The sequence below is a fragment of the Modicisalibacter tunisiensis genome, from assembly GCF_020148005.1.
Classification (GTDB): domain Bacteria; phylum Pseudomonadota; class Gammaproteobacteria; order Pseudomonadales; family Halomonadaceae; genus Modicisalibacter; species Modicisalibacter tunisiensis.
The window spans coordinates 2,514,463-2,540,577 of sequence record NZ_JAGXFD010000001.1; the positions used below are offsets into that span (position 1 = coordinate 2,514,463).

Annotated in this window: 21 protein-coding genes and 1 pseudogene; 8 read left to right on the forward strand and 14 right to left on the reverse strand. The window is 69.7% G+C overall.

Going from position 1 to position 26,115, the window contains the following annotated elements:
- Positions 1–9: 9 nt before the first annotated feature.
- Both pqiB and KGQ91_RS11760 read right to left on the reverse strand, forming a co-directional pair.
- Complete coding sequence (gene pqiB / locus KGQ91_RS11755) at positions 10–1,656, reverse strand: intermembrane transport protein PqiB (protein ID WP_224415018.1); 1,647 nt, start codon at positions 1,654–1,656, stop codon at positions 10–12.
- Positions 1,649–2,956 (reverse strand): PqiA/YebS family transporter subunit, encoded by a 1,308-nt coding sequence (locus KGQ91_RS11760; RefSeq protein WP_224421410.1) that lies wholly within the window; start codon positions 2,954–2,956, stop codon positions 1,649–1,651. The genes pqiB and KGQ91_RS11760 overlap by 8 nt, the downstream gene beginning before the upstream one ends.
- A 179-nt stretch (positions 2,957–3,135) precedes the next feature.
- Between KGQ91_RS11760 and KGQ91_RS11765 the strand changes: the two genes are divergently transcribed.
- The 6 genes and pseudogenes from KGQ91_RS11765 to KGQ91_RS11790 all read left to right on the forward strand — a co-directional run bounded on the left by KGQ91_RS11765 (position 3,136) and on the right by KGQ91_RS11790 (position 11,269).
- The gene (locus tag KGQ91_RS11765) at positions 3,136–4,110 is read left to right on the forward strand and encodes a calcium/sodium antiporter (protein WP_224421049.1); all 975 of its coding nucleotides are present in this window, start codon (positions 3,136–3,138) and stop codon (positions 4,108–4,110) included.
- Between the two features lie 298 nt (positions 4,111–4,408).
- Positions 4,409–5,821, forward strand: coding sequence for a cytochrome ubiquinol oxidase subunit I (locus KGQ91_RS11770; RefSeq protein ID WP_224421050.1), 1,413 nt, complete (start codon positions 4,409–4,411; stop codon positions 5,819–5,821).
- Between the two features lie 3 nt (positions 5,822–5,824).
- Complete coding sequence (gene cydB, locus KGQ91_RS11775; protein WP_224421051.1) at positions 5,825–6,826, forward strand: cytochrome d ubiquinol oxidase subunit II; 1,002 nt, start codon at positions 5,825–5,827, stop codon at positions 6,824–6,826.
- Between the two features lie 6 nt (positions 6,827–6,832).
- Positions 6,833–8,500 carry a thiol reductant ABC exporter subunit CydD gene (cydD, locus tag KGQ91_RS11780; protein WP_224421052.1) on the forward strand — a complete coding sequence of 556 codons (1,668 nt, stop codon included), beginning with the start codon at positions 6,833–6,835 and terminating at the stop codon, positions 8,498–8,500.
- On the forward strand, positions 8,493–10,214 hold the full coding sequence (gene cydC / locus KGQ91_RS11785; protein ID WP_224421053.1) for a thiol reductant ABC exporter subunit CydC: 1,722 nt from the start codon (positions 8,493–8,495) through the stop codon (positions 10,212–10,214). The genes cydD and cydC overlap by 8 nt, the downstream gene beginning before the upstream one ends.
- A 62-nt stretch (positions 10,215–10,276) precedes the next feature.
- Positions 10,277–11,269 (forward strand): annotated as a pseudogene (locus KGQ91_RS11790) (adenosine deaminase).
- Positions 11,270–11,365: 96 nt separating this feature from the next.
- Here the strand turns inward: KGQ91_RS11790 and guaD are convergent.
- Genes guaD through xdhA form a run of 4 tightly spaced genes read right to left on the reverse strand, consistent with a single transcriptional unit; the run spans position 11,366 to position 17,531 of the window.
- The gene (gene guaD / locus KGQ91_RS11795) at positions 11,366–12,721 is read right to left on the reverse strand and encodes a guanine deaminase (protein WP_224421054.1); all 1,356 of its coding nucleotides are present in this window, start codon (positions 12,719–12,721) and stop codon (positions 11,366–11,368) included.
- Positions 12,718–13,593 (reverse strand): xanthine dehydrogenase accessory protein XdhC, encoded by an 876-nt coding sequence (gene xdhC, locus KGQ91_RS11800; protein WP_224421055.1) that lies wholly within the window; start codon positions 13,591–13,593, stop codon positions 12,718–12,720. Before xdhC ends, guaD begins: the two co-directional genes overlap by 4 nt.
- Entirely contained in the window at positions 13,580–16,069 is a 2,490-nt protein-coding gene (gene xdhB, locus KGQ91_RS11805) for a xanthine dehydrogenase molybdopterin binding subunit (protein ID WP_224421056.1), read from the reverse strand. The genes xdhC and xdhB overlap by 14 nt, the downstream gene beginning before the upstream one ends.
- Positions 16,053–17,531, reverse strand: coding sequence for a xanthine dehydrogenase small subunit (gene xdhA / locus KGQ91_RS11810; RefSeq protein ID WP_224421057.1), 1,479 nt, complete (start codon positions 17,529–17,531; stop codon positions 16,053–16,055). Before xdhA ends, xdhB begins: the two co-directional genes overlap by 17 nt.
- 179 nt (positions 17,532–17,710) lie before the next feature.
- Here xdhA and KGQ91_RS11815 point away from each other — a divergent pair, with 179 nt between their 5' ends.
- Positions 17,711–18,355 (forward strand): TetR/AcrR family transcriptional regulator, encoded by a 645-nt coding sequence (locus KGQ91_RS11815; RefSeq protein ID WP_163648809.1) that lies wholly within the window; start codon positions 17,711–17,713, stop codon positions 18,353–18,355.
- A 19-nt stretch (positions 18,356–18,374) separates the two neighbouring features.
- Here KGQ91_RS11815 and KGQ91_RS11820 read toward each other — a convergent pair whose 3' ends face one another.
- Positions 18,375–19,121, reverse strand: a complete 747-nt coding sequence (locus tag KGQ91_RS11820; RefSeq protein WP_224415009.1) for an outer membrane protein OmpK — start codon at positions 19,119–19,121, stop codon at positions 18,375–18,377.
- Positions 19,122–19,467: 346 nt separating this feature from the next.
- Here KGQ91_RS11820 and KGQ91_RS11825 point away from each other — a divergent pair, with 346 nt between their 5' ends.
- Positions 19,468–20,190, forward strand: coding sequence for a GntR family transcriptional regulator (locus KGQ91_RS11825; protein ID WP_163648805.1), 723 nt, complete (start codon positions 19,468–19,470; stop codon positions 20,188–20,190).
- Between the two features lie 162 nt (positions 20,191–20,352).
- Here KGQ91_RS11825 and KGQ91_RS11830 read toward each other — a convergent pair whose 3' ends face one another.
- The 7 genes from KGQ91_RS11830 to hypF form a co-directional block, all read right to left on the reverse strand.
- The gene (locus tag KGQ91_RS11830) at positions 20,353–20,577 is read right to left on the reverse strand and encodes a hypothetical protein (protein ID WP_224415008.1); all 225 of its coding nucleotides are present in this window, start codon (positions 20,575–20,577) and stop codon (positions 20,353–20,355) included.
- A gap of 113 nt (positions 20,578–20,690) precedes the next feature.
- A complete protein-coding gene (locus tag KGQ91_RS11835; RefSeq protein ID WP_163648801.1) occupies positions 20,691–20,918 on the reverse strand; it encodes a hypothetical protein in 228 nt (75 codons plus the stop codon).
- 155 nt (positions 20,919–21,073) lie between these two features.
- A complete protein-coding gene (locus tag KGQ91_RS11840) occupies positions 21,074–21,316 on the reverse strand; it encodes a hypothetical protein (protein WP_224415007.1) in 243 nt (80 codons plus the stop codon).
- A 78-nt stretch (positions 21,317–21,394) separates the two neighbouring features.
- The gene (gene hypE, locus KGQ91_RS11845) at positions 21,395–22,447 is read right to left on the reverse strand and encodes a hydrogenase expression/formation protein HypE (RefSeq protein ID WP_224415006.1); all 1,053 of its coding nucleotides are present in this window, start codon (positions 22,445–22,447) and stop codon (positions 21,395–21,397) included.
- The gene (gene hypD / locus KGQ91_RS11850; protein ID WP_224421058.1) at positions 22,444–23,544 is read right to left on the reverse strand and encodes a hydrogenase formation protein HypD; all 1,101 of its coding nucleotides are present in this window, start codon (positions 23,542–23,544) and stop codon (positions 22,444–22,446) included. The genes hypE and hypD overlap by 4 nt, the downstream gene beginning before the upstream one ends.
- Positions 23,531–23,791 carry a HypC/HybG/HupF family hydrogenase formation chaperone gene (locus KGQ91_RS11855; protein WP_163648793.1) on the reverse strand — a complete coding sequence of 87 codons (261 nt, stop codon included), beginning with the start codon at positions 23,789–23,791 and terminating at the stop codon, positions 23,531–23,533. Before KGQ91_RS11855 ends, hypD begins: the two co-directional genes overlap by 14 nt.
- Positions 23,782–26,112 (reverse strand): carbamoyltransferase HypF, encoded by a 2,331-nt coding sequence (gene hypF, locus KGQ91_RS11860; protein WP_224421059.1) that lies wholly within the window; start codon positions 26,110–26,112, stop codon positions 23,782–23,784. Before hypF ends, KGQ91_RS11855 begins: the two co-directional genes overlap by 10 nt.
- Positions 26,113–26,115: the final 3 nt, after the last annotated feature.

The following is a 26,115-nucleotide window of genomic DNA, read 5'->3' on the forward strand; positions in this document are numbered from 1 at the left end:
CTGTCAAGGTCAGCGCTCGGGGGCCCGCGGGACCGGATCACTCGACGGCTTTCGATCGAAGATCAGCGCATTGGGCTGCTCCTCGAGGGTCTTCGCCAGCGGCTGCAGGTCCCGGACCAGGCGTTCGATGCCCTGCAGGGTGTCGTTGAGCTGGCGATAGGCCGCGGAGTCCGGCGACAGGCCGTCGAGGGTGGTGCGCAGGTTCTCGAGCGTGCGGTTGAGATTGCCGGGGATCTGGCGGGTCGCCGGGTCATCCAGCATGGCGCGCAGTGCCTCGGCGCTGTGCTGGACTTCCTCGAGGGTGGCCTGCGAGGTGGCCAGGGTCTGATCGAGCTTGTCGAGTATCGGTTCCACCTGCAGGGCGTTGAGCTTGTCGAGCAGGTTGGAGACCTTCTGCTCGATCTGCGCGAAGCCGCCGGCGGTGGTGGGGAAGACCGTCTTGCCCTCGAAGGTTTCCGCCTGATAGTCGCCGCGCAGTTCCTTGTCGAAGTTGAGGTCCACGAACAGCGCGCCGGTGAGCAGGTTGCCGGCCTTGAGCGAGGCGCGCAGCCCGTAGTCGAACATCCGCGTGAAGCGCTCGTGCCAGGCATTGAGGTCGATCGGTGCGTCGCTGCCGGCATTCAGCCGCTGGGGCTCGATGCGGATCAGCACGGGAATGGCGAAGCGCTGGCGGGTGTCGGGCTGCGGCGCGGTGAAGTGCCAGGGCACGCTGACCACGGTGCCGACGCGCACGCCGCGGTACTCCACCGGCGAGCCCTTGGAGAGCCCGCGCACGGTGTCGTCGACCAGCATCACGTATTCCAGATAGCGGTTGTAGGTGCCCTGCAGGGCGCTCTCCTCGTCGGGGAAGAGCTGATAGGTGCTGTCCGGCCTGGCCTTGGGGCCGGGAGCGACATCCTCGGGGATGCCGAAGGTCACGCCGCCGCCGACCACCGCCTCGAGGGATTCCACGTTCAGGCTGACCCCTTCGGAATCGAGGCTGACGTTGATGCCCGAGGCCGACCAGAAGCGGGTCGCCTCGGTGATCAGCACGTCATAGGGGGACTCGATGAACAGCCGGTGGTGCATCTCGCGATCCTCGGGGTCGAAGGTGGCGTCTTCCACCCGGCCCACCGTGAAGCCCTGGTAGGTGACCGGGTCGCCGACCCGCAGCGAGCTGCCCAGCTGGCTGATCAGGTTGATGCGGATGCCCTCGGCGCCCGGCGGGGCGACCGGCGGCTGCTCCAGGACCTTGAAATGGTAGCGGGATTCGTCGCTCTGGCCGGGCTGCAGCTGGATGTAGGCCCCCGAGAGCACGGTATTGAGGCCGCTGATGCCCTCGCGCCCGATGCGTGGCTTGACCACCCAGAACTGGGTGCCTGCGTTGAGCATGCGCTCGGCATCCTCGCTCATCCGCGCGGTGACCACCGTGTGGCTCAGGTCGTCCGACAGGCGCACGCTCTCGACGCGGCCGACCTCGACGTTGCGGGTCTTGATCAGCGTCTTGCCGGCCTCGATGCCCTCGGCGTTGGGCATCTCCAGGGTGATCTGCGGTCCGCGCCGGCTGACATTGTCGTACACCAGCCACAGGCCGAGCGCCAGCGCGACCAGGGGCACGATCCAGATCGGCGAGATGCGTGACTGGGCATGGCGACGGGCGCGGTGCGCTTCAGGCATGGGAGGCTTCCTTCTCGGGGGGCCGCGGCGCCTGCCACAGCAGGCGCGGGTCGAAGCTGATGGCGGCCAGCATGGTCAGCACGACCACGGCGGCGAAGGCCAGGGCGGCGGGCCCGGGGGTGATCGACATCAGGGCGCCGGCGCGGATCAGGGCGACGAGGATGGCCACCACGAAGACATCGACCATCGACCAGCGACCGATCAGCTCGGTGAGACGATACAGCCGGGTACGGGTCATGCGAAAGCGTCCGGCACGATGGCGCAGCGCGAAGCACAGCCAGCCCAGGGCCAGCAGCTTGCCCACCGGGACCAGTACGCTGGCGATGAAGATCACCAGTGCCACGGGGTAGGAGCCCATCTGCCAGAGCTGCACGACACCGCCGATGATGGTCGAGGGATGCGCCTCGCCCAGGTGCGTGGTGACCATGATCGGGTAGAGATTCGCCGGCAGGTACATGAAGGACGCCGCGATGATCAGCGCCCAGGTGCGCTGCAGGCTGTTCGGCAGGCGGGCGTGGAGGTGCTCGCCGCAGCGCCGGCAGCGGCCGTTCCCCTGTTCATCGAGGCGGTTGACCAGCCCGCACGTGGGGCAGCCCGACAGCCCCTGCTCGGCTGCCGTGGCGCCGGTGCGGCTCCCGGCCGGGGCCAGTGGCTCGCCGGTCAGCGAGAACCACAGCCAGTCGCGGTCCAGCGACAGGGTGGTCAGCAGCAGCAGCAGGGCGAAGGCGCAGAAGGCCCAGAAGGCGACGCCCAGGCTGATCGCGGCGAGGCTGGCGATCTTGATCAGGCTCACCAGCGCGCCGACGATGAACACGTCGGCCATCATCCACGGGTGCATGTGCACCAGCGAGCGCGCGATGCCCCGGCTCAGCGGCAGGGGGTGGCGGCGGAGCAGGCCGATGTGCAGCCAGATCACGCTGCACAGATAGAGCGCCGGCAGCACGGCGATGGTGAGCATGACGGCGATCGCCACCAGCGGCTGATGGAAGTGCACCAGGCTCGCGGCGGTGTCGTAGAGCCCGATGCGGTTGCCGACGCCGCTGATCTCGAAGCTGATGAAGGGAAAGGCCACTGCCACGACGAGCGCCACCAGTGCGGCCGCGGCCAGGGCCAGGCTGCGCTGGGCCGGCTGGGCGTGCCGGGTGACCAGGGTGTGCCCGCAGCGCGGGCAGTCGGCGCGCTCGCCCGGGCGCAGCGGCGGCAGAGCCACCAGCCAGTCGCACTCGTGGCAGACGCGCAGCCGGCGTCGCGTCCTCGGGGCAGGCGCGAGCGGGAGGGGGAACGTGGCCGGCGACGGCATCCGAGAGATCACCGGCATGCAAGAGGCGCGTTGCACATGCGGCTAGTGTAACCCTTTCATGGTCCGCGTCGAACACCGTTTCGTGCCGGCGCGGCTGGCCGCCACGACCGATCTTGGGCATCATGCGGCGTTCCGGAGCCGCGTCGGCTCCACCGAGTCATGACCAAGGGAGTCTACACGTGCTATTGGCAATCGCAGCCATCCTCGTCGGCCTCGTGCTGCTGGTGTGGAGCGCCGATCGCTTCATCGACGGCGCCGCGGCCACGGCCGCCCACCTGGGCGTGCCCTCGTTGCTGATCGGCATCCTGATCATCGGCTTCGGCACCTCGGCGCCGGAGATGATGGTCTCGGCGCTGGCGGCGCTGGATGGCAACCCCGGGCTGGCGCTGGGCAATGCCTACGGGTCGAACATCGCCAACATCGGCCTGATCCTGGGGGTCGTGGCCCTGGTCAGCCCTCTGGCCGTGCACTCCCAGGTCATCCGTCAGGAGCTGCCGCTGCTGGGCCTGGCCACCCTGATCGCCGGCGCGCTGCTGCTCAATGGCACGATCTCGCGGCTGGATGGCGTGCTGCTGCTGGTCATGCTGGTCGGGGTGATGACCCTGAGCGTGATCCGCGCACGTCGGCAGGGCGGGGATGCGCTCGGCGCCAATACCCAGGAGAGCATGGCCGAACACCCCATGTCGCTGCGTGCCGGCATCGTCTGGACGCTGGTCGGCCTGCTGCTGCTGATCGTCAGTTCGCGACTGCTGGTGTGGGGGGCGGTCTACGTGGCCCAGGCCTTCGGCGTCAGCGACCTGATCATCGGTCTCACCGTCGTGGCGCTGGGTACCTCGCTGCCGGAGCTGGCCTCGTCGATCGCCGCCGTGCGCAAGAACGAGCACGACCTGGTGCTGGGCAACGTGGTGGGCTCCAACCTGTTCAACCTGCTGGCGGTGGTGGGCCTGGCGGCGGTGATCGCGCCGATCGACGTCGATGCCGAGGTGCTGGTTCGCGACTGGCCGGTGATGGCGGTGCTGACGCTGGCCCTGCTGATCTTCGGCATCGGCCTGCGCGGCCAGGGGCGCATCAGCCGGTTCGAGGCGCTCACGCTGCTGCTGGCCTACCTGGGCTACAACGCCTATCTGGTCCATACCCTCGTCCGCGCGGTCTGAGCGCCCCCGCGGCTCTCTCGCTATCCCAAGCAACCCACGATGAGGCCCGGTCCGGTCGGGATCATCATGCGGCAACATGCCCTACCCGGGTGCGGCAACGCGCCCCATTTTCTGCCTTAAGTGCATGCCACGGCGGGCGTATCATGAATCCCGAGCTTGCCTGGCTCGCGGGACGGGAGCGTCTACGCTGACAGGCAATGGTGAATCGTGAACGCCTGCGCGACGGCCACGCGGCCCGAGAGATAACCATCCCACGCAGCGACGATGATCCAGGCCCTGACTTCATCGAGGTATCGTCATGGAACTAGATCCGATCCTGCTGTCGCGATTGCAATTCGCGTTCGTGGTGTCCTTCCACGCCATCTTCCCGGTCTTCACCATCGGGCTGGCCTCCTACCTGGCCCTGCTCTACGGGCTGTTCGTCAAGACCGGCAACCCCGCCTGGGAGCGCCTCGCCGAGCTCTGGACCCGGGTCTTCGCCGTGGTCTTCGGCATGGGGGTGGTCTCGGGCATCGTCATGTCGTTCCAGTTCGGCACCAACTGGAGCAACTTCGCCCAGGCCACGTCGAACTTCCTGGGACCGATGCTCAGCTACGAGGTGATCACCGCGTTCTTCCTCGAGGCCGGCTTCCTCGGCGTGCTGCTGTTCGGCCGCCATCGCGTGTCGCCCAGGGTTCACCTGTTCGCGGCGATCATGGTGGCGATCGGCACGTTGATCTCGGCGTTCTGGATCCTGGCCACCAACAGCTGGATGCAGACGCCGGCCGGCGTCGAGTACCGGGACGGCGTCTTCCATGTCACCTCGTGGCTGGAGGCGATCTTCAACCCGTCGTTCCCGTATCGCCTGGCCCACATGGTCATCGCCTCCTTCCTGACCGGCGGGTTCGTGGTGGCCGGGGTGAGCGCCTGGTATCTGCTGCGCGGTCACGATGTCGAGGCCAATCGCAAGGCGCTGTCGATGTCGCTGTGGCTGCTGCTGATCGCCGCGCCGGTGCAGGCCGTGGTGGGCGACATGCACGGCCTCAACACCCTCGAGCATCAGCCCACCAAGGTGGCGGCCATGGAGGCCAACTGGGAGCGCGAGGCCGGCGTGCCGCTGCTGCTGTTCGCGCTGCCCGACAAGAGCGCCCAGAGCAACCATTTCGAGATCGGCATTCCCCATATGGCGAGCCTGATACTCACCCACGAATGGAACGGCGAGGTCCCCGGGCTGCGCGAGGCGCCGGCCGACGAGCAGCCGCCGGTCTGGATCACCTTCTTCTCGTTCCGCGTCATGGTCGGGCTGGGGCTGCTGATGATCGCCTTCGCAGTGGCCGGCCTGTTGCTGCGTCGCGGCGGGCGCTTTTACACCAGCCGGCCCTTCCTGCAGGGCCTGCGGCTGATGAGCGTGGCGCCGTTCATCGCGGTCCTGGCGGGCTGGTTCGTCACCGAGACGGGCCGAGCCCCGTGGCTGGTCTACGGCATGATGACCCAGGCCGAGGCGGTCACGCCGTCGCTGACCGGCGGCATGGCGCTGTTCACGCTGCTCGGCTACGTGGCCGTCTACGCCGTGGTGTTCTATGCCGGCGTCTACTACCTCACCCGGGTGATCCGCCAGGGCATGACCGAGGAGGGCGAGGTCGAGGACGTGGAGCGGGCCATGCGCCCCCTGTCCGCGTCCCACGTGCCCTATGACGACGACTTCCGCGACGGCTACACCACCAGGAGCTGACCCATGGCGACTATCGACTTGTCTCTGATCTGGGCGGTGATCATCGCCTTCAGCGTCATCATGTACGTGCTGATGGACGGCTTCGACCTGGGCGTGGGGATCCTGTTTCCCCTCGCGCCGGACGAGGAGTCGCGCGACGTGATGATGAACTCCGTGGCGCCGATCTGGGACGGCAACGAGACCTGGCTGGTGCTGGGCGGGGCCGGGCTGCTGGGTGCCTTCCCGCTGGTCTACTCGATCCTGCTGCCGGCGCTCTACATCGGGGTCTTCCTGATGCTGGCCGGGCTGATCTTCCGCGGCATCGCCTTCGAGTTCCGCTTCAAGGCGCGGCGTTCGCGGCGCTGGTGGAACCTGGCCTTCGCCGGCGGCTCGGCGGTGGCCAGCTTCGCCCAGGGCGCCGTGGTGGGCACCTACATCCAGGGCTTCGAGACCGCGGACCGGGTCTTCACCGGCGGTGCGCTCGACTGGCTGACGCCGTTCTCGGTGCTCACCGGGCTGGGCATGATGGCCGGCTATGCGCTGCTGGGGGCCGCCTGGATCGCCATGAAGACCGAGGGCCGTATCCAGGAGTGGGCACGTGGGCTGGTCCGCCCGCTGCTGCTGGCGGTGCTGGGCGTCTTCGCCGCGGTGAGTCTGCTGACGCCGGCCATCGATCCCGATGTCGCGGCGCGCTGGTTCAGCCACATCGAGGTGATCTGGATCCTGCCCGTGCTGGCGCTGGGCTGTGCGCTGCTGGTCTGGCGCGGCGCCGCCCGCGGAGGCGAGAAGCTGCCGTTCCTGGCGACCATGGGCATGTTCGTCTTCACCTACCTGGGGCTGCTGGTCAGCCGCTGGCCCTACGTGATCCCGCCCGACTACACCCTGTGGGATGCCGCCTCGGCGCCCGGTTCCCAGCTGTTCCTGCTGGTCGGGATGCTGTTCGTGATTCCCATCATTCTCGGCTACACCGGCTGGGCCTACTGGGTCTTCCGCGGCAAGGTGCGCCCCGGCGAGGGGTATCACTGAACCGTCATGCTGGCCGATGACACGACGCCGCGCGCCTGGCTGGCCGAACTGGCCGGTCGGGTGCGCGGCTGGCTGTGGCTGACCGGCGCCGCCGGCCTGGCGGCGGGGCTGTGCACCGTGGTGCAGATGGGACTGCTGGCCTGGCTGGTGGACCAGCTGGTGACCCGGTCGCGTGATCCCGCCGAGCTGGCGCCCGTCTTCGGCCTGTTGCTGGGCGTGCTGGCGCTGCGCGCCGTCGCCCAGTGGGCGCAGGAGCGGGCGGCCTTCGAGGCCGGATACCGCGTGCGTGAACGGGTGCGCGAGCAGCTGCTCGATCATCTGGTGGCGCTGGGGCCGGTCGGGCTCGGCGATCGCCACACGGCGGGGCTGGGCCAGCAGTGGGTCGAGCAGGTCGAGGCCCTGGACGGCTATTTCGCCCGCTTTCTGCCCCAGCTGGGGCTGGTGATGGCGCTGCCGCTGGTGATCCTGGCCGTGGTGGCCTGGCTCGACTGGCTGGCGGCCCTGCTGCTGCTGGCCTCGGCGCCGCTGATTCCGCTGTTCATGGCGCTGGTGGGCATGGGCGCCGAACGCCTCAATCGCGAGCAGTTCGAGTCGGTGACCCGGCTGGCCGGGCATTTTCTCGACCGGGTGCGCGGCATCGCCACCCTGCAGCTGTTCAACCGCGCCCGGGAAAGCACCCGCGAGGTCTACGTCGCCGCCGACGACTACCGGCGTCGCAGCCTGCGCACGCTGCGTCTGGCCTTCCTGTCCTCGGCGGTGCTGGAGTTCTTCGCCTCGGTGGCGATCGCGGTGGTGGCGATCTACATCGGCTTCGGCCTGCTGGGCTACATCGCCTTCGGTCCTGCCGACTCGCTGACGCTGTTCAGCGGCCTGCTGATCCTGCTGCTGGCGCCGGAGTTCTTCCAGCCGCTGCGCACCCTGTCCCAGCATTACCACGACCGGGCCGCGGCGCTGGGTGCGGCCGACGGGCTCGTCGCGCTGCTCAAGGAGCCGGCTGCGGCACCGTTCCGGCCGGCGCCGGCCGACCGGGAGGCGCCGCGCATCACGCTGCGGGGCGTGACGCTGCGTCATCGCGGCCGCGACGCACGCCTTGGCCCCTTCGGTCTGAGCGTGGCGCCGGGCGAATGCGTGGCGCTGGTCGGGCCGTCCGGCAGCGGCAAGTCGTCGCTGCTGCAACTGCTGGGCGGTTTTTTGGCGCCGGAGGGCGGCGAGGCGACGATCACCCCGCGCGGGCCGCTGGCGTGGATGGACCAGCGGCCCTGGCTGGTGCAGGGCAGCCTGGCCGACAACCTGCGCCTCGCCGCCCCGGCGGCCGACGAGGCGGCGCTGTGGCAGGCGCTGTGCGAGGTGCACCTCGAGGCGCTGGTGGCCGGGCTGCCGGCAGGGCTAGACACACCACTGGGCGAGCGCGGAGTCGGGCTGTCCGGCGGGCAGGCGCAGCGGCTGGCGCTGGCCCGGGTGTTCCTCGCCGAGGCGCCGCTGCTGCTGCTCGACGAGCCCACCGCGGGGCTCGATGCGGACACCGAGGCGGCGGTGATCGAGGCGCTGCAACGGCTGATGCAGCGGGGGGCGACGGTGGTGATCGCCACCCATCAGCCGGCCCTGTGCGCGGCCGCCGATCGGGTGGTCGAGCTGAACGTGAGCGGGGCAAGCCGGGAGGTGGCGGATGTCTGAGTGTCAGGACGGTTCCCGTCCCGGACGCGGTTCGCTGGTCGCGGACTTCCGCCCCTGGCTGGGTCGGCTGGGGCGTCGCCGCCGTCGCCTGTGGCTGGGTGGGGCGCTGATGCTGCTGACGGCGGCCGCGGGGATCGGCCTGCTGGCGCTGTCCGGCTGGTTCATCACCGCGACGGCGGTCACCGGCGCGCTGATCGCGGCGGGCGTGGCGGCGACGCTCGAGGTCTACGTGCCGGGCGGCGGCATCCGTGCCTTCGCCGTGACCCGCACCGTGGCCCGCTACACCGAGCGGCTCTACAACCACGACACGGTGCTGCGGGTGCTGGCCGACCTGCGGGCCGACCTGTTCGCGGTGCTGGTGCGGCTGGATGGCCAGGCCTTGTCGCGGCTGCGGGCCTCGGAATGGCTCAACCGCCTGACCGCCGATATCGACACCCTGGACGGCCTGTACCTGCGCCTGCTGGCGCCGCCGGTGGTCGCCCTGCTGGCGATGCTGGCGGTGGTGGGGCTGCTGGGGATCATGGCGCCCCCGGTGGCCTGGGGCGCGGGCCTGGTGCTGGCGGCGCTGTGGGGCTGGCTGGTGATCGGCCAGCCGGCCTGGGGAATGACCCCCGGCCAGCGCGAGGTGGTGACCCGCGACCGGCTGCGCAGCCGGATGATCGAGCTGCTGCAGGGGCTGGCGGAGCTGCGCGGCTACGGCACCCTGGCGCCACGGCGCCAAGAGCTGGCGGCACTATCCCGGCGGCTGTATGCCGATCAGCGCCGGCTGGCGGCGCGTCAGGGGGTGGCCCAGGCGCTGGTCGGCTGCGGCGTGAGCGCGGCGGCGGTACTGGCGCTGTGGCTGGGCGCCCGGGCCCACGCCGCCGGGCATATCGGTGCCGCGACCCTGGTCATGTTGCCGCTGGCGGTGCTGGCGCTCGGCGAGGTGTTCGGTGCACTGCCGGGGGCCTTTACCCGCCTGGGCGGTACCCGCGCCGCGGCCCGCCGGCTCAATGCACTGGTCGCTACCTCGGGGCGGATTCGTCCGCCACGGGAGGCGCGGCGGTTGAGCGAGGCGATGCCGGCGCTGGCACTCGAGGGCGTCACGCTGCGCTACCCCGATGCCCTGACCGCGGCGCTCGACGACATCTCGCTGACGCTGCACCCCGGTGAACGGCTGGCGCTGCTCGGCGCGTCCGGGGCCGGGAAGTCATCGATCGGCCAGCTGCTGACTCGCCAGATCGATCCGAGCACCGGGCGTGTCACCGTCGACGGCACCGATCTGCGCCAGGTCTCGCTTGACGATCTGCGCGATCGCATCGCCTGCCTGACCCAGCACAGCGAGCTGTTTCAGGCCTCGGTGGCCGACAACCTGCGCCTGGCCGACCCCGAGGCCGACGAGGCCGCCCTGTGGCGGGTACTCGAGGCGGTGGATCTGGCCGAATGGGCGCGTTCGCTGCCCGAGGGGCTGGAAACCCGGGTCGGCGAGTCGGGTCGGCGCGTCTCCGGCGGTCAGGCGCGGCGGCTGGCGTTGGCCCGGGTGCTGCTGCGTCCGGCGGACGTGGTGATTCTCGACGAGCCGTTCACGGGACTCGATGAGGCCACCGCGGTGCGCGTGGCAGGGCGCCTGGATGCCTGGCTGGCCGGGCGCAGCGTGCTCTATCTGGCCCATGACGCCTCGCGGCTGCCGGGGGTGACGCGAACGTTGACGCTGAGCGAGGGGCATCTACGGTAACCAACTTGCCCAATTGGTCAAGTCAGGCAAGATGGGGGTTCCATCGACTGCGGAGGCTCATGATGCGTGACTGGCTGAAAACCCTGCCCAAGGCGGAACTGCACCTGCATATCGAGGGCACCCTGGAGCCGGAGCTGATGTTCTAGCTGGCCGGGCGCAACGGCATCGCGCTGCCCTACGATTCGATCGAGGCGGTGCGCCGGGCCTATGATTTCAGCGACCTGCAGTCCTTCCTCGATCTTTACTACCAGGGCATGGCGGTACTGCGTACCGCCGATGATTTCCGGGACCTGGCGATGGCTTACTTCCGCCGGGCCCACGCGGAAGGCGTGGTCCACGTCGAGCTGATGTTCGACCCTCAGGCACATCTGGCACGCGGCGTGGCCCTGGCGGTGCCGTTCGAGGGACTGCAGCGGGCGATGCGTCAGGCCGAACGCGAACTGGGGCTGTCGACGGCGTTGATCCTGAGCTTTCTGCGTGACCGGCCGGCCGAGGAGGCGATGGCGGTACTCGATCAGGCCGGCGACTACCTGGCTGTGGTCGATGCGGTCGGGCTGGACAGCGCCGAGCGGGGCAATCCGCCGGAGAAGTTCGCTGCGGTGTTCGCTCGGGCGCGTGACCTGGGTCTGCCCCGGGTCGCCCATGCCGGCGAGGAGGGGCCCGCGGATTACGTCCGTCAGGCCCTCGATGTGCTCGATGTCTGCCGGATCGATCATGGTGTACGCTCGCTCGAGGATCCGGCGCTGGTCGAGCGACTGCGCGAATCGCGAGTACCGCTGACGGTCTGCCCGTTGTCCAACCTGCGTCTGAAGGTGGTCGACACCCTGGAGGCGCATCCGTTACCGGCAATGCTCGACGCCGGCCTGAACCTGACGCTCAATTCCGACGATCCGGCCTATTTCGGCGGCGGCATGCTGGAGAACTTCCTGGCCTGTCGGCAGGCGTTCGGTTGGGATCGGGAAACCTTCCGGCGACTGGCCCGCAATGCGGTGGAGGCGGCGTTCATGACCCCGGCACGGCGCGAGACGCTGCTGGCGCGCATCGACGCGGCCTGAACCTGGGTAGCGAAACCAGCAAACCGGGGGAGCGAAGAAAAAGGGGCGGCGTCCGGAGGAGCGAGCCGCCCAACAGCGCAAGTCGAGCGAAGAGGGTCAGGCCGGCTGGCCGGGGGCGTGCGACACCCGGTGCGTCGGTACGGCGTCGCGCTGGTGCACGCAGCGGCCGTTGGCCCAGGTGGCCTGCACGGCGCGGTCATCGCCGAGGATCATCAGTGCGAAGAGCAGCTCGTCGAGGCGCCGGGTGCGCGCCGCGCGGCGTGCCAGCAGTGGTGTGGCGCGTGGATCGAGCACCACCAGGTCGGCCTCGCCGCCTTCGCGGAGGCTGCCGATGTGTGCATCCAGGTGCAGGGCACGGGCGTTGCCCAGGGTCAGGCGGTAGAAGCCCTGCCAGGCGGTAAGCGGCTGGCCAAGCAGCTGGCCCACCTGATAGGCCGCCTTGAGGGTGCCGAAGCCGGACAGGTCGGTGCCGCCGCCCACGTCACTGGCCAGCGAGATGTTGAGACCCGCCTCGCGGCATGCCCGACGATCGAAAAGGCCGCTGCCCAGGTACAAATTGGAGGTCGGGCAGAAGGCGATGTTGGCGCCGGCCTGGGCGAGCCGCTTGCGCTCGCCGTCCGACAGATGAATGCCGTGGGCGAAGGTGCTGCGCGGCCCCACCAGGCCGTAGCGCTCGTAGACCGCCAGATAGTCGCGGGCCTCGGGAAATAGCTCGGCCACCCAGTCGATCTCGCCGCGATTTTCCGAGAGGTGACTCTGCAGGTGCAGGTCCGGTGCGTTGCGCAGTACGCCGCCGACGGCATCGAGCTGCTCGCGGCTCGAGGTGGGCGCGAAGCGTGGCGTCAGGGTATAGCCGAGCCGGTCGCGACCGTGCCAGTCGGCGATCAGCCGCTCGCTGTCGGCGATGCCGCCCGTGGCGGTGTCGGTCAGCGCCTCGGGCGCGTTGCGATCCATCAGCACCTTGCCGGCGAGCATCCGCAGCCCGCGCTTCCGGGCGGCGGTGAAGAAAGTATCCACCGACACGGGATGCGAAGTGCAGAACACCTGTGCGGTGGTGGTACCGACGCGTAGCGTCTCGTCGAGGAAGGCCTCGGCGACGGTCTCGGCGTGGGCGCGCTCGGCGAAGCGGCACTCCTCGGGGAAGGTGTACTCGTTGAGCCAGTCGAGCAGCTGACGGCCGTAGGAGGCCATGATGTCGAGCTGCACGTAATGCACATGGGTATCGATGAACCCCGGCAGGATCAGCTTGCCACGGTAGTCGACCATCTCGAGACCCGCCGGCAGGTGCGGGGCGAGCGTGGTGTACTCGCCGACGGCGTGGATGCGACCGTCCACCAGCCACAGCGCGCCGTCCTCGATGTGCAGGACGCTGCCCGGTTCCGGGGTATCGCCCTCGCCGGGGTCATTGAGAAAGCCGACCAGCGTGCCGCGCAGCAGGCGGGAATCGGTCATGTGGGGTCTCCAGAAGCGGTTGCAGGTGTCGGTTGCGCCGACGGCGGCGGCGCAAAGGCGGCACGCAGCGTCCCGGGGTCAACGCCACGCTCGTCGCGACGCGCCTCGCGGGGCTTGAGGGTGAGCAGTTCGGCGACCACGGCCACGGCGATCTCGTAGGGCAGCTTGCCGTGGGCGCCCGGCACGCCGATCGGGCAGCGCACGCGCTCCAGGGCGTCGGCGGTGTGCCCGGCATCGCTCAGCCGGCGCCGGAAGCTGGCCCACTTGCTGGCCGAGCCGATCAGGCCGATCGAGGCGCAGTCTCCACGCGTGAGCAGGGCGTCCACCAGTGCGCGATCCTCGGCGTGGTCATGGGTCATCACCAGGGCATGACAGCCGGCGGGCAGGGCAGCGACGGCCGCCTCGGCCCGGGGTGCCGTGTGGCATGCGAGGCGGGGGCGATCGGCCGCCCAGTCGGGAAACGCGGAGCGGCGGCTGTCGTGCCACAGTACGCGCCAGGGCAGCGGCGCCATCAGCCTGACCAGCTCCTGGCCCACATGACCGGCGCCGAACAGGGCCACCGTCATTGCCGCGCCGGGAAACACCTCGAGCAGGACGTGGACGTAGCCGCCGCAGCACTGGCCGGAGCGCGCGCCCAGCGGAAAGGCTTCCAGCCGGGTACCCGGTTGCCCATGTGCCAGTGCCTGCCGGGCGGCGTCGATCACCTGAAACTCGAAGCTGCCTCCGCCCAGGGTATCGTGGACGGCATCGGCGGTGATCACCATCTTGGCCCCCGGCTCGCGCGGGGTGGAGCCCGCCGTGCCCACCAGGCTGGCCAGCACATGGGGCTCGGCGGCACCCTGCAGGCGATGCAGCGCCTCATGCCAGATCATGCTGCGTCTCCTGCGCGGCGGCCGGGGCGCCATCGCGGCGCAGGGCCTCGGCGGCCATCAGTACCCGCTCCGGCGTGGCTGGGGTATCCAGCCGCGGGCAGACGCGATAGTCCGCCAGGCTGGCCAGGGCGTCGCGCAGCGCCGACCACACCGACATGCCGAGCATGAAGGGCGGCTCGCCCACGGCCTTGGAGCGGTAGATGCTGGCCTGCGAGTTGGGGTGGCCCTCGAGCAGCTCGACGTTGAACACCGCCGGCTGGTCGCCGAAGGCGGGAATCTTGTAGGTCGCCGGTCCGTCGGAGATCAGCCGGCCCTTGGCGTTCCACTTGAGTTCCTCGCTGGTCAGCCAGCCCATTCCCTGGATGAAGCCGCCTTCCACCTGGCCGATGTCGATGGCCGGGTTCAGCGAGTCGCCGACGTCGTGAAGGATGTCGACCCGGGTGAGGCGATACTCGCCGGAGAGGGTGTCGACCTCGACCTCGGAGACCGCCGCGCCGTGAGCGTAGTAGTAGAAGGGGCGGCCCTTGCCGGTCTCGCGGTCGTAGTGGATCAGCGGTGTCGAGTAGAAGCCCTTGGCCGACAGCGACACGCGGCCCAGGTAGGCGGCCTGGACGAGCTCGCCCCAGGGAATGCGGCGGTTGAAGGCGACGAGCTCGCCGTCTTCCAGGCGCATGCCCTCGCGGTCAATCTGGTAGTGCTCGGCGGCGAAGTCGAACAGCCGCTCGCGCAGCTGGCCGGCGGCGTCGCGGGCGGCCATGCCGTTGAGATCGGCGCCGCTCGAGGCCGCAGTGGGCGAGGTGTTGGGCACCTTGTCGGTGCGCGTGGCGGTGATGCGCACGCGCCGGGTATCGAGGCCCAGCTCGCGGGCCACCACCTGACAGACCTTGGTGTGCAGGCCCTGGCCCATCTCGGTGCCGCCGTGGTTGATTATCACGCTGCCGTCGGTATAGACGTGCAGCAGCGCGCCGGCCTGGTTGAGGTGCTTGGCGGTGAACGAGATGCCGAACTTCACCGGCGTCAGTGCCAGACCTTTTTTGATGATTGGGCTCGTGGCGTTGAACGCGGTGATCGCCTCGCGGCGCTGCCAATAGTCGCTGCTCGTCTCGAGGCGCTCGATGAGCTCGCTCATCAGCGGGTGCTGGTCGACGGTCTGGCCATAATGAGTCACGTCGCGCTCGGCGCGGTAGAGGTTGCGCTTGCGCACCGTCAGCGGGTCCTCGCCGACGTGGCGGGCGATATCGTCCATTGCCTGCTCTATGATCATCATGCCCTGCGGACCGCCGAACCCGCGAAAGGCGGTATTGGAGGCGGTGTGGGTGCGGGCGCGATGGCCGGTGACCCGGGCCTCGCCCAGCGAATAGGCATTGTCGGCGTGGAACATGGCGCGGTCGACCACCGCCTCGGAGAGGTCCGGCGAATAGCCGCAGTCGCCGATCACGGTGATGTCGCCACCGGCGAGCACGCCCCGGGCGTCGAAGCCCAGCCGGTAGCGGTTGTGGAACGGATGGCGCTTGCCGGTGGCGCGCATGTCCTCGGCACGCGGCAGGCGCAGCCGGGCGGCGCGTCCCGTACGGCGTGCGACGAGTGCGGCGATGCACGCCCAGGGCGAGGCCTGGGTCTCCTTGCCGCCGAAACCGCCACCCATGCGCCGGGTCTCCACGGTCACCGCATGGAAGGGGATGTCGAGCACCTCGGCGACCAGCTTCTGGGTCTCGCTGGGATGCTGGTTGGAGGTGTAGACGACGACGCCCTCGTCCTCGGTGGGGGTGACCAGGCACGCCTGGCCTTCCAGGTAGAAGTGCTCCTGCCCACCGACGAACTGTTCACCCTCGAGCGTGAACGCGGCGCCCGCCAGGGCCGCCTGCCAGTCGCCGCGCTCCTGAACGTGGGTGGGGCGAACCACGTCGCCGTGCTCGGCACTGGCGACCGGGTCGAGGCTCGCCGGCTGTTCGTCGATCTCGACGACGACTTCCCTGACTGCCAGGCGCGCCGCCTTGTAGCTGGTGGCGGCGACCGCGAAGAGCGTCTGGCCGAGGTAGCTGATCTCGTCGTCGACGAACAGTGGGTCGCCGGGGAATACCGGGCCGATATCCGTGTGCCCCGGCACGTCGACGACGGTGACGACGTCGACCACGCCGGGGGCACGCTTGACCGCCTCGAGATCGAGCCGGGTCAGGCGACCGTGGGCCACCGGCGAGAAGCCCAGCGCCACGTGCAGGGCGTCGGCGGGCGCCGGGATGTCGTCGATGTAGGCAGCGCGTCCGGTGACGTGCTTGATGGCGCTCTCGTGGGCCTGGGCCGTGCCCGCACCATTGGCTCGTGTTTCACGGGCCTCGCGTGCCAGGGGGCCGTCGCCCTTGTTGTGGCCATCCTGATCCTGCCGGGCGCAGGCCGAGGCGTCGTCGACCTGGGTCGGCTGGCCCGAGGCGGGGGCGGTGTCGGGCGCCGTCCGGGAAAGCTTAGTGAGCGTACGCATCGAGACACACCTCCATGGCCGGGTTGTTGTTGTCAGTATCGAGGGTCAGGCGCAGCCGCTCCAGCAGGTTGGTCGCCGTGACCAGGCGATACTCGCGGGAGCCCCGCACGTCATCGAGCGGGTCGAATTCGCCGCGCAGGGTGGCCCTGGCCGTCGCGAAGAGCGCCTGGCTGGGCGCCTGGCCCTCCAGCACGGCTTCGGTGGCGCCGGCGCGCTTGGGGATGCCGGCCATGCCGCCGAAGGCCAGATGCACGTCGCGCATCACGCCGTCCTCCAGGCGCCAGGCAAAGGCGGCGAGCACTGCGGAGATATCGTCCTCGCGGCGCTTGGAGATCTTCCACACCTTGAGCTGACGGTCCGCGGTCGGCCTGGGCACGAAGATCGCGCTGAGGAATTCGCCATCCTTGAGCGCCGTCTTCTTGTAGTCGAGGAAGAACTCGCCGATCGGCAGTTCGCGTTCGCCGTTGGGGCCATCAAGGCGCAGGGTTGCGTCGAGGGCGAGCAGCACCGGCGGGGTGTCGCCGATCGGCGAGGCATTGGCGACGTTACCGCCCATGGTGGCGCGGTTGCGGATCTGCTGCGAGGCGAAGCGGTGCATCAGGTGCGAGAAGGCCGGGTAGGCGTCTTCAAGCAGCGGTTCGAGCCGGCGGTAGGTGACGCCGGCGCCGATCCACCAGCCGTCCTCGGTTTCGTCGATGTGCTGCAGTTCGGCGACCCGGGAGAGGTCGATCAGCGCGTCGAGCGACTTGAGCTGCTGGGTGCTTTCCAGCCACAGATCGGTGGCGCCGGCGACCAGGCGCGCCTTGGGCAGGCGCCGACGCAGGTCGCGCAGTTCGGCGAGGTCGCGGGGGCGGGCGAAGAAACCTGTCGCCTCGTTCGGTGCCGAGTTCTTCCGGGTGGCGTCGTGGGCCAGGGCGGCGACGTCGGCCGGCAGCTGCGGGTCGTCGGCCCAGGTCGGATGGGTATCCGGGTAGTCGCTCATGCACAGCGCCGCATCACGGATCGGCCGGTAGCCGGTGCAGCGGCACAGGTTGCCGCCGAGGGCCGCCTCGAGGCGCTGCGGCGTCAGCGGGGCGGGGGCGCGACGCTGCGATTCGTGCAGCGTGAACAGCGACATCACGATGCCCGGCGTGCAGAAGCCGCACTGGCTGCCGTGACAGTCGACCATCGACGCCTGGACGGGATGCAGCGCATCGCCGCGGGCGAGTCCCTCGACGGTGACCAGGTGGCAGCCGTCGATCTGGTGGGCAGGCATGATGCAGGCATTGGCCGTGTGGTAGGCGAGTTCGCCGCTGTGGTCGGGAGTGCCGATCGCCACGGTACAGGCGCCGCAATCTCCCGAGGCGCAGCCTTCCTTGGTGCCGGTGCGCCCCAGATGCACGCGCAACAGTTCGAGAACGCTGGTGTCGGGCGGCACGTCGCGGCACTGCTGGCGCTGCCCGTTGAGATAGAAGTCGATCATCACGGTGGCTCGTTGTTGTTGCTGTTCGAGTATCAAGTCATTTTGACCAAATGGTCAGGTTCGTGAAGCGTGGCGTATCCGCCGGGGGAATGCAAGCCGTGCAGCGGGAAGTTCGCCGCGGCGTTGAGTCTGCCGGTCAGCTGGGGCAAGCTGGCGGCTTTGAGCGGCAGGATGAGCTGATGACGACCCCGCTACCGCCCGATGCCACGCGCACCCGGCTGCGCAACGAACCGCGGATTCTCGACGCGGCCGAGAACGTCTTCGCGCGTCACGGCTATCGTGGTGCCAGCGTGCAGGCCATTGCCGAGGCGGCCGGGCTGCCCAAGTCCAATGTGCTGTATTACGTCGGTAGCAAGCGCAAGCTCTACGTGGCGCTGCTCGAGCGCATGATGAGCCGTTGGAACGCCATGCTCGATGACATCAGTGTCGAGGACGACCCCGCCGAGGTGCTCGAGGCCTTCATCCGCAGCAAGATGACCCTGACACGAACGCATCCGGAGGGCTCGCGGCTGTTCGCCGCCGAGGTTCTGCAGGGCGCCCCCTTCCTCCAGGAGTACCTGCGCGGCGAGTTGCGCGACTGGGTTCGCCAGCGCGCCCGGGTCTTCGAGCAGTGGAGCGAGCGCGGCCTGATGGACCCGGTCGATCCGGTATGGCTGATCTTCCTGATCTGGTCGGCGACGCAGCACTATGCCGACTTCGAGGCCCAGGTGCTGGGGATTACCGACCGGGAGCGGCTCGATGATGCGGACTACCGGTCGGTCACCGACTTTCTCTGTCGGGTCATTCTCAAGGGATGCGGCGTGACGCCACGCGGCCCCCAGTAGAGGGCCACGCGGCCGTACCTCAGAACTTCCAGGTCACCATCGCCTGCGGATTGTGCTCGTCGGCACCCTCGATGCCGTACTTGTTCTTCCAGTACTGGTACTCGACACCGGCATAGAGACGATCGCTGGCCCCCCAGAAATCTCCCACGTCGAGCAGCAGTTGCGGGGCGCTGTTGATGTTGTGCCCGACATGGCCTTCCGACCCGGCATAGTCGAAGTGGCCCTTGAACAGCCACTTCGTGCTGGCGAGATCGAAATGCGACCCCCACACCAGGGTGACCTGCCAGGTGTTGCCGGGCAGGTCGGTGTCGTCGCGTACGTAGGTGTTGAGCTGGAAGTAGTCCATGCCCGGCACATCAAGATCGAAGCCCAGCCCATAGAGGCGCCGATTGATGTTCTCGCCCATCTCGAGCTGGCCGGCGAGCAGCACGTCGGTGACGGGGCCGGCGCCCAGGTCGCTGCCCGTGATCTTGCCCAGGCTCAGGCGCGGGGCATATTCCCCGTAGATGTTGGGCAGGGTCTTGCCGTCGCGGTCGCCTTCGAGGTTGGTGTAGTCGAAGAAGAAGTAATTGTCGCCGTATTCCCAGCCGTTGGCCACCTCGTAGGTGGCGATGCTGCGTTGCTTGTCGCCGAGCGCGTAGTCCCAGCCCTTGAGCAGCGACAGCGATGCCTGGGTCCAGGCGTGGGCGGTGCCGGTGACGCCGACCAGAAGCAGGCCGGCGGTGCAGGCGGAGACGAGACGGGGCGGTGCTGAAGCCTGAATCATGCTTCCCTCTTTGTATTCAATGTTTGTTTTTGTTGTGTGTCACAACGGTATACAAAAATAGCATTATTTGTGCACTTTTTGAGGGTGCCGGTGTGTTCGTGAATAATTCGAAAGGATTCACTGCACTGCGAGAGAAAACGCGGTGCCTCTTGTCGCCATCCAGGCCGGTCTGCAGAGGATTGTCATGGCCGCACGTTCTGCGCCGATTGCCGCGGGGCGCCGAACTCTGCCGAGAGATGGCCTGCGCCGGGAGGTCGGCGGCAGGACAGCGTGATCGGGTATACATGGTCTTGAGCCGCATAACGTGCGATGGTGGTCGCAGTGCGGTGTAACGAGGAGAAGGGCAATGACCACATCCTGGCAGGAGACGGTGCTGGCCGATGTGTCGGGGCGCGGGCGGATCAGTGACCCGCAGATCGTCGAGATGATCCGTCAGGCGGTTCTGACCCAGCGACTGCCGCCGGGGACTCGATTGCCCGAGGTGACGCTGGGCGAGATCTTCGGGGTCAGCCGCTCGGTGGTGCGCAAGGCACTGACGCGACTGGCCTCGGATCATGTGATCGTTCAGCAGCCCAATCAGGTGGCGCGCGTGGCGGCGCCGAGCGTCGAGGAAACCCGCGAGATCTTCGCCGCGCGTCGTCTGATCGAGGGCGAGGTGGCGGCGCTGCTGGCCGGAAACCTGAGCGCCGAGCAACGTCATGAGCTGGCCGCGCTGATCGAGCGCGAGCAGGAAGCCCACGAAAGGGGGGATGAAGCCTCGCGCGTGGAATGTTCACTGGCCGTTCACCGCTACCTGGCCGACCAGTCGCCCAACCGGGTGCTGGGCGCCATGCTGGCGGATCTGATCCTGCGCACCTCGATTGTCATTGCCTTGTACAAGCGTCCGGGGATGGAGGCCTGTTATCTGGATCACGACCATGCCGATCTGCTGACCTTGCTCGAGAGCGGCCCGGCTGAAGCGGCTCGTCGCCGCATGCACGACCATCTGAGCGAGCTGGAAGCGCTGCTGGATCTACGGGCTCAGGAGGCGCGCATCGACCTGGCCGCGATTCTGGGCGGCGTGGCCTGAACGAGCGACCCGAAAATTATCTGTACAAGACTTGTACTACAGGCGGGGCTGGTCTATGTTTAGGGCGTGTTCAACGCTCCCTGCTGTCCCGTTTGAGCACCTTTGGGCCGGCCTCGCACGAGGCCGGCCGTTTTATTTTGCAGCGGCGACTTCAGGCGCGGCTCAACGCGTTTCCTTCCAGAGCTGCAACAGGGCGGCCTTTGCCCCATTGCGACGCGCCGCGTACTCCGCCACGCGTCGGGCGTTGGCACGCTGCGCCGCCGTCATGGTGGGCATTTCCGCGTCACCAAGACCGACGGTGAGATTGCGTCCGACAGGGGAGGAACGGTTTTCGCGAGAAGCGGGCCGGCTCAAGGCGGGCAGGTCGAGTGTCGGTGTCGGGGGCATGGGGCTCTCCTTTGCCACATCGGGGGTGAGTGGAACGGCGTGGGCTTGTCGCGTGACGTCTGCATCACGTGAGGCGTGACTCGTTCGCTGCCGTCCGGGTCGGGCCGGGATCATCACTGGCACCATCGTTCGTAGGCATCGGGGTCTGTCGAGCCAACGGCGAGAAGGTCGGGGTCGATGCCATCGAGACCTCCCCGGTTCTGCCATTCGTGGACGGTGTCGCAGTATTCCTGCTGGCTGGGGGTGGTGAAGGCGGGTTGCGAGGCCGCGGGCTTCAGGGCGACCAGGCCCATGGCGGCCAGCACCATGCCGGTGGTGCCGAAGGCAATGCTTTTATGCATTTTTATGTTTCCCTACGTAAAGATGCGTTAAAAAATCTAGCAGGTCTTCCGCAGGGTTCAAGTCTTCCGGAGGCCGGCATGCGCCCGACCATGACGTGCATCATCAGTCGAGGCGTTGGTGCCTGACACGGCCGGCCGGGGGATGTCAGGCGCGACTATTGGTGCTTCTTGCACCAGCTGGCATAGGTGTCGGGATCGCCCGACCCGGCGGCGAGCAGGTCCGGATCCGGCCCTTCGCTGCCCCCCAGCTTTTGCCATTCCTCGATCTGTTCGCAGTATTGCTGCCTTTCGCGGAGCGTGGCGCTCGATTCCTGCGACGCTTGATGCGCCTGGTAGCCCAGAATGGCGATGACTGCGAGGATGCCTGTCGTGATTCCCAGGGCGGCAAGTTTGTACATGGGCCAACTCGTTTTGTAATTCAATGTTACGAATTTAGCAGTTGAGGGCTGTCGCTGTCATGTGGCTGCCGTCACGGCTCAGCAGATGCGCGGCAGCTGCTCGCCGCTGAGCATGTCGATGATCCGCTCGACGCCGAGCGCGCCCCGGCAGGTGACCTCGCCGGCCGGCGCCTCCTTCACCGCGCCGATGACGACCGCGCCCGAGGCCGGCGCATGGCACCTCAATGCGCCCAGCGCCCGCTCGGCCTCGGCGCCCGGCACGAAGGCGACGAAGCGCCCTTCGTTGGCGACCTGGAGCGGGTCGAGGCCTAGCAGTTCGCAGGCCGCCAGCACGTGATCGGCAACGGGGATCGCGGCTTCGTCGATGCCGATGGCCCGTCCGGCGGCCTCGGCGATCTCGACCAGGGCGCTGGCCAGCCCGCCACGCGTCAGGTCGCGCAGGCAGTGCACCGTGACGCCCGCCGCGAACAGCGCCAGCACGGCCTCGGCGAGCGGGGCGCAGTCGCTCTCGATGACGGTCTCGAAGCCGAAGCCCTCGCGGGCCGCCATGATCGCCATGCCGTGGCGGCCGATGTCGCCGCTCAGGATCACGGCATCGCCGGGTTCGACGCCGGCGGGGCCGACCGGCACCGGCGCCACGACCTGGCCGATCCCGGCGGTATTGATGAACAGGCCGTCCGCCTTGCCGCGCTCGACCACCTTGGTGTCGCCGGTCACCAGGCGCACGCCGCTGGCCGTCGCCGCCGCGCCCATCGAGGCGACGACACGCCGCAGCACCGCGAGCGGCAGTCCCTCCTCGAGGATCAGGCCGACGCTCAGGTAGCGCGGGCGGGCGCCGCACATGGCGAGGTCGTTGACGGTGCCATGGACGGCCAGCGTGCCGATGTCGCCGCCGGGGAAGACCAGCGGCCGGACGACGTAGGAGTCGGTGGTGAAGGCGGCGGGACCGTCGAGCGCCAGCAGCGCGCCGTCGTGTCGGCGGTCGAGCTCCGCATCGGCGAAGGCCGGGCGGATGAGCGCATCGATCAGCCGCGCCATGGCGCGTCCGCCGCCGCCATGGGCGAGCTGCACCGTATCGCCCGCACCGGCTGGCAGCGGGCAGGTCAGCCGGAAGTCGTCGTCGCGGCTCATGAGCTCCTCGCAGGGATACCGCGATAGCGGTAGTAGGCGGCGCAGGCCCCCTCGGCGGAGACCATGGTCACGCCGAGCGGGTGCTCTGGCGTGCAGCGGGTGCCGAAGGCGGGGCAGTCGGTCGGCTTGCACTCCCCCTTGAGCACGCGGCCGCTGATGCATTCGCCGGTGGCCTCCCGGTCGAGGGCCACCGGGCCGAAGCGGTTCTCGGCGTCGAACGCCGCGTAGGCGTGGGCGAGGCCGAGGCCGCTGTCGGCGATGTCGCCGATGCCGCGCCAGCGCCGCGGGATGACCCGGAAGACCTCGCCCATGACCGCCAGCGCCGTCCGGTTGCCGGCCCGGCGGACGACGCGGCTGTACGGGTTCTCGACCTCGGCCCGGCCGGCCTCGAGCTGGCGCACGCAGCGATACACGCCCTCGAGGATGTCGAGCGGCTCGAAGCCGGTCACCACGATCGGCACCCGGTAGTGGGCGGCGAGCGGCAGGTACTCCTCGTAGCCCATCACGGTGCAGACATGGCCGGCGGCCAGGAAGCCCTGGATGCGGTTGTCCGGCGCGTCGAGGATCGCGCGCATGGCTGGCGGCACCAGCACGTGCGAGACCAGCAGCGAGAGGTTGCCGAGGCCCTCCTGCCGGGCCCGGTAGGCCGCCATGGCGTTGGCCGGGGCGGTGGTCTCGAAGCCGACGGCGAAGAACACCACCTCGCGGCGGGGGTTGCGGCGGGCCACCTCCAGCGCGTCCAGCGGGGAATAGACCGCCCGCACGTCGGCGCCGCGCGACCGGGCGGCCAGCAGGTCGCCGCCGCTGCCGGGCACGCGCAGCATGTCGCCGTACGAACACAGGATGACCCCCGCGCGGCCGGCGATCGCGATCGCCTTGTCGACGTATTCGACCGGCGTCACGCAGACCGGGCAGCCCGGCCCGTGCACGAGGCTGACGTCCGGGGGCAGCAGCCGGTCGATGCCGAAGCGCACGATGGCGTGGGTCTGGCCGCCGCAGACCTCCATCAGCGTCCAGGGGCGGGTCACGGTGCGCGCGATGGCGTCGGCCAGGGTGCGTGCCGCCCGGCCGTCGCGGTACTCGTCACGGAATCTCACGGCGCCCCTCCCGGTCGTCGAGCGCGTCGATCTCGCGCAGGTGGTCGAAGATGCGCCCCGCCTCCGCCGCATCGAGGATGCCGATCGCGAAGCCGACGTGGACCAGCACGTGGTCGCCGATCACCGCCTCGGGGACATAGGCGAGACTGACCTGCTTGACGACGCCGCCGAAATCGACGCGGCCGACCCGCATCAGCGGATCGTCCCCCGCCATGCTCAGCAGGCGTCCGGGTATCGCTAGGCACATGGTGATTCTCCCGCGTGTTCCATCCAGCCGGCCCAGACGGCCTGGCCCAGGGCGAGGCCGCCGTCGTTGGGCGGGATGCGGCGATGCCAGAGGGGCTCGAAGCCGCCGGCGCGCAGGGCGGCGACGGCGACCTCGGTCAGAAACGTATTCTGGAAGCAGCCGCCGGAGAGCACGACGGTGCGTTCGCCGGCGTGCTCGGCGGCGGCCACGATGGCCGCGGCGAGGCCGCGGTGCCAGGCGTCCGCGATGACGCCGATATCGACGCCGGCGCGGATGTCGGCGAGCAGGGCGTCGAGTGCCGGCCGCCAGTCGAGTTCCGCCACGGCGCCCTCCGCCGCCTCCCGCAGCGGGAAGGCGTAGGCCGCCCCGGGCGTGCCCGGGCCTGCCGCCCACTCCAGGCGCATGGCCGCCTGGCCCTCGAAGCTCGAGCGCTGCTGGAGGCCGAGCAGGGCGGCGCAGGCATCGAACAGCCGGCCCATGCTGGAGGTCGGCGGGGCGTTCACGCCGCGCGCGAGCAGCGTCCCGAGGATCGTCCGCTCGCCCGGAGCGAAGGCCGCGAGCGGCGTCAGGTCGGTCATGCCGAGGGCGCGTTCGCCGTAGGCGGCGTACAGCAGGCCCAGGGCGGCACGGCGCGGCTCGCGAACGGCCGCCTCGCCGCCGGGCAGCGGGAAGGGGCGAAGGCGGGCGATACGCCGCCAGCCGCTCCCGGACACCCGCAGGAACTCGCCGCCCCAGATCGTGCCGTCGGGCCCCAGGCCGGTACCGTCCCAGGCGACGCCGAGCGCCGGCGGCGCCCGGCCGTGCTCGGCCAGACAGGCGGCGACATGGGCCAGGTGGTGCGGGACGGTGACCCGCGGCAGGCCGGTGCGCTCGAGCGTACGGCGCGACGCGTAGCCGGGGTGATCATCGCCCACGGCCAGCCGCGGTGTCGCATCCAGGAGCCGGACGAGGTCGGCGAGCGCGGCGGCATGGGCACGGCACGCCTCGGCGCTCTCCAGGTCGCCGAGATGCGCGCCGAGCACGACGTCCGTCTCGCGCGTCAGCGCCACGCTCGTCTTGAGGTGACCGCCGCCGGCCAGCAGCCCCGCCCGGACCCCCGCGACCGGGAGGGACGTCGGCGCATGGCCGCGGGCGTGGCGCAGGAGCTGCGGCGCGCCGCCGACCAGCTGGGCCAGCGAGTCGTCGAGCGGGCGGACGATGGGCCGGTCGTGGACCAGGAAGGCGTCGGCGAGGCCGGAAAGCCGCTGCAGCGCCAGGGTCTCGTCGGTGACGATGGGCTCGCCGCCGAGGTTGCCGCTGGTGGCCACCACCGGGAAGCCCAGTTCGCGCAGCAGCAGGTGATGAAGCGGCGTGTAGGGCAGCAGCGCGCCCAGCCGCGGATTGCCGGGCGCCACCGCGGGCGCTATCGGCCCGCCCCGGTACGGGAGCAGCACGATCGGCCGGGCGGCCGACAGCAGCAGGGTCTCGGCGGCGGGCGACACGTCACAGCACGCCTGGATGGCGGCCAGCGACGGGAACATCACGGCGAAGGGCTTGTCGGGGCGCCGCTTGCGGGCGCGCAGCCGGGCGACGGCCGCCACGTCGCGGGCGTCGGCGACGAGATGGAAGCCGCCGAGTCCCTTCACGGCGACGATGCGCCCCTCGCGGATCGCCTGCGCGGCGCCGACGAGGGCGTCATCGTCGCGCGCCAGCACGGCGCCGGCGGCTTCCCACAGCGCCAGCCGGGGGCCGCAGGCGGGACAGGCATTGGGCTCGGCGTGGAAGCGGCGGTTAGCCGGGTCGTGGTACTCGGCCCGGCACGCCGCGCAAAGGGGGAAGTGGCGCATGGCGGTGCGCGACCGGTCGTAGGGCAGGTCCTCGATGATGCTGTAGCGCGGCCCGCAGTCGATGCAGTTGATGAAGGGATAGCGGTAGCGGCGATCATTCGGGTCCAGCAGCTCGGCGAGGCAGCGCTCGCAGGTCGCCAGGTCCGGGAGCAGCTGCAGGCTGCGGGGCCCGCCGGCCTCGCTCGTGGCGATCCGGAAGCCGGCCGCGCCGCGCGGGGCGAGATCGCGAACCTCGAGGGCCGTGATCCGGGCGTTGGCCGGCGGCGTGCGTCGGATCGCGTCGCGCAGGGCGGCCAGGGCCGCGGCGTCGCCCTCCACCTCGATGATCACGCCGGCCGGCGAATTCCGGACCCAACCGGCCAGGCCGCGCGCCGTCGCCTCGCGGTAGACGAAGGGACGGAAGCCGACACCCTGCACGGTGCCCCGGACGGTGAGGCGCCACCGCGCCACTGCGGCCATCGCCGCCGGGTCGGTCGGGAGGGCGTCATGTTTCATGTC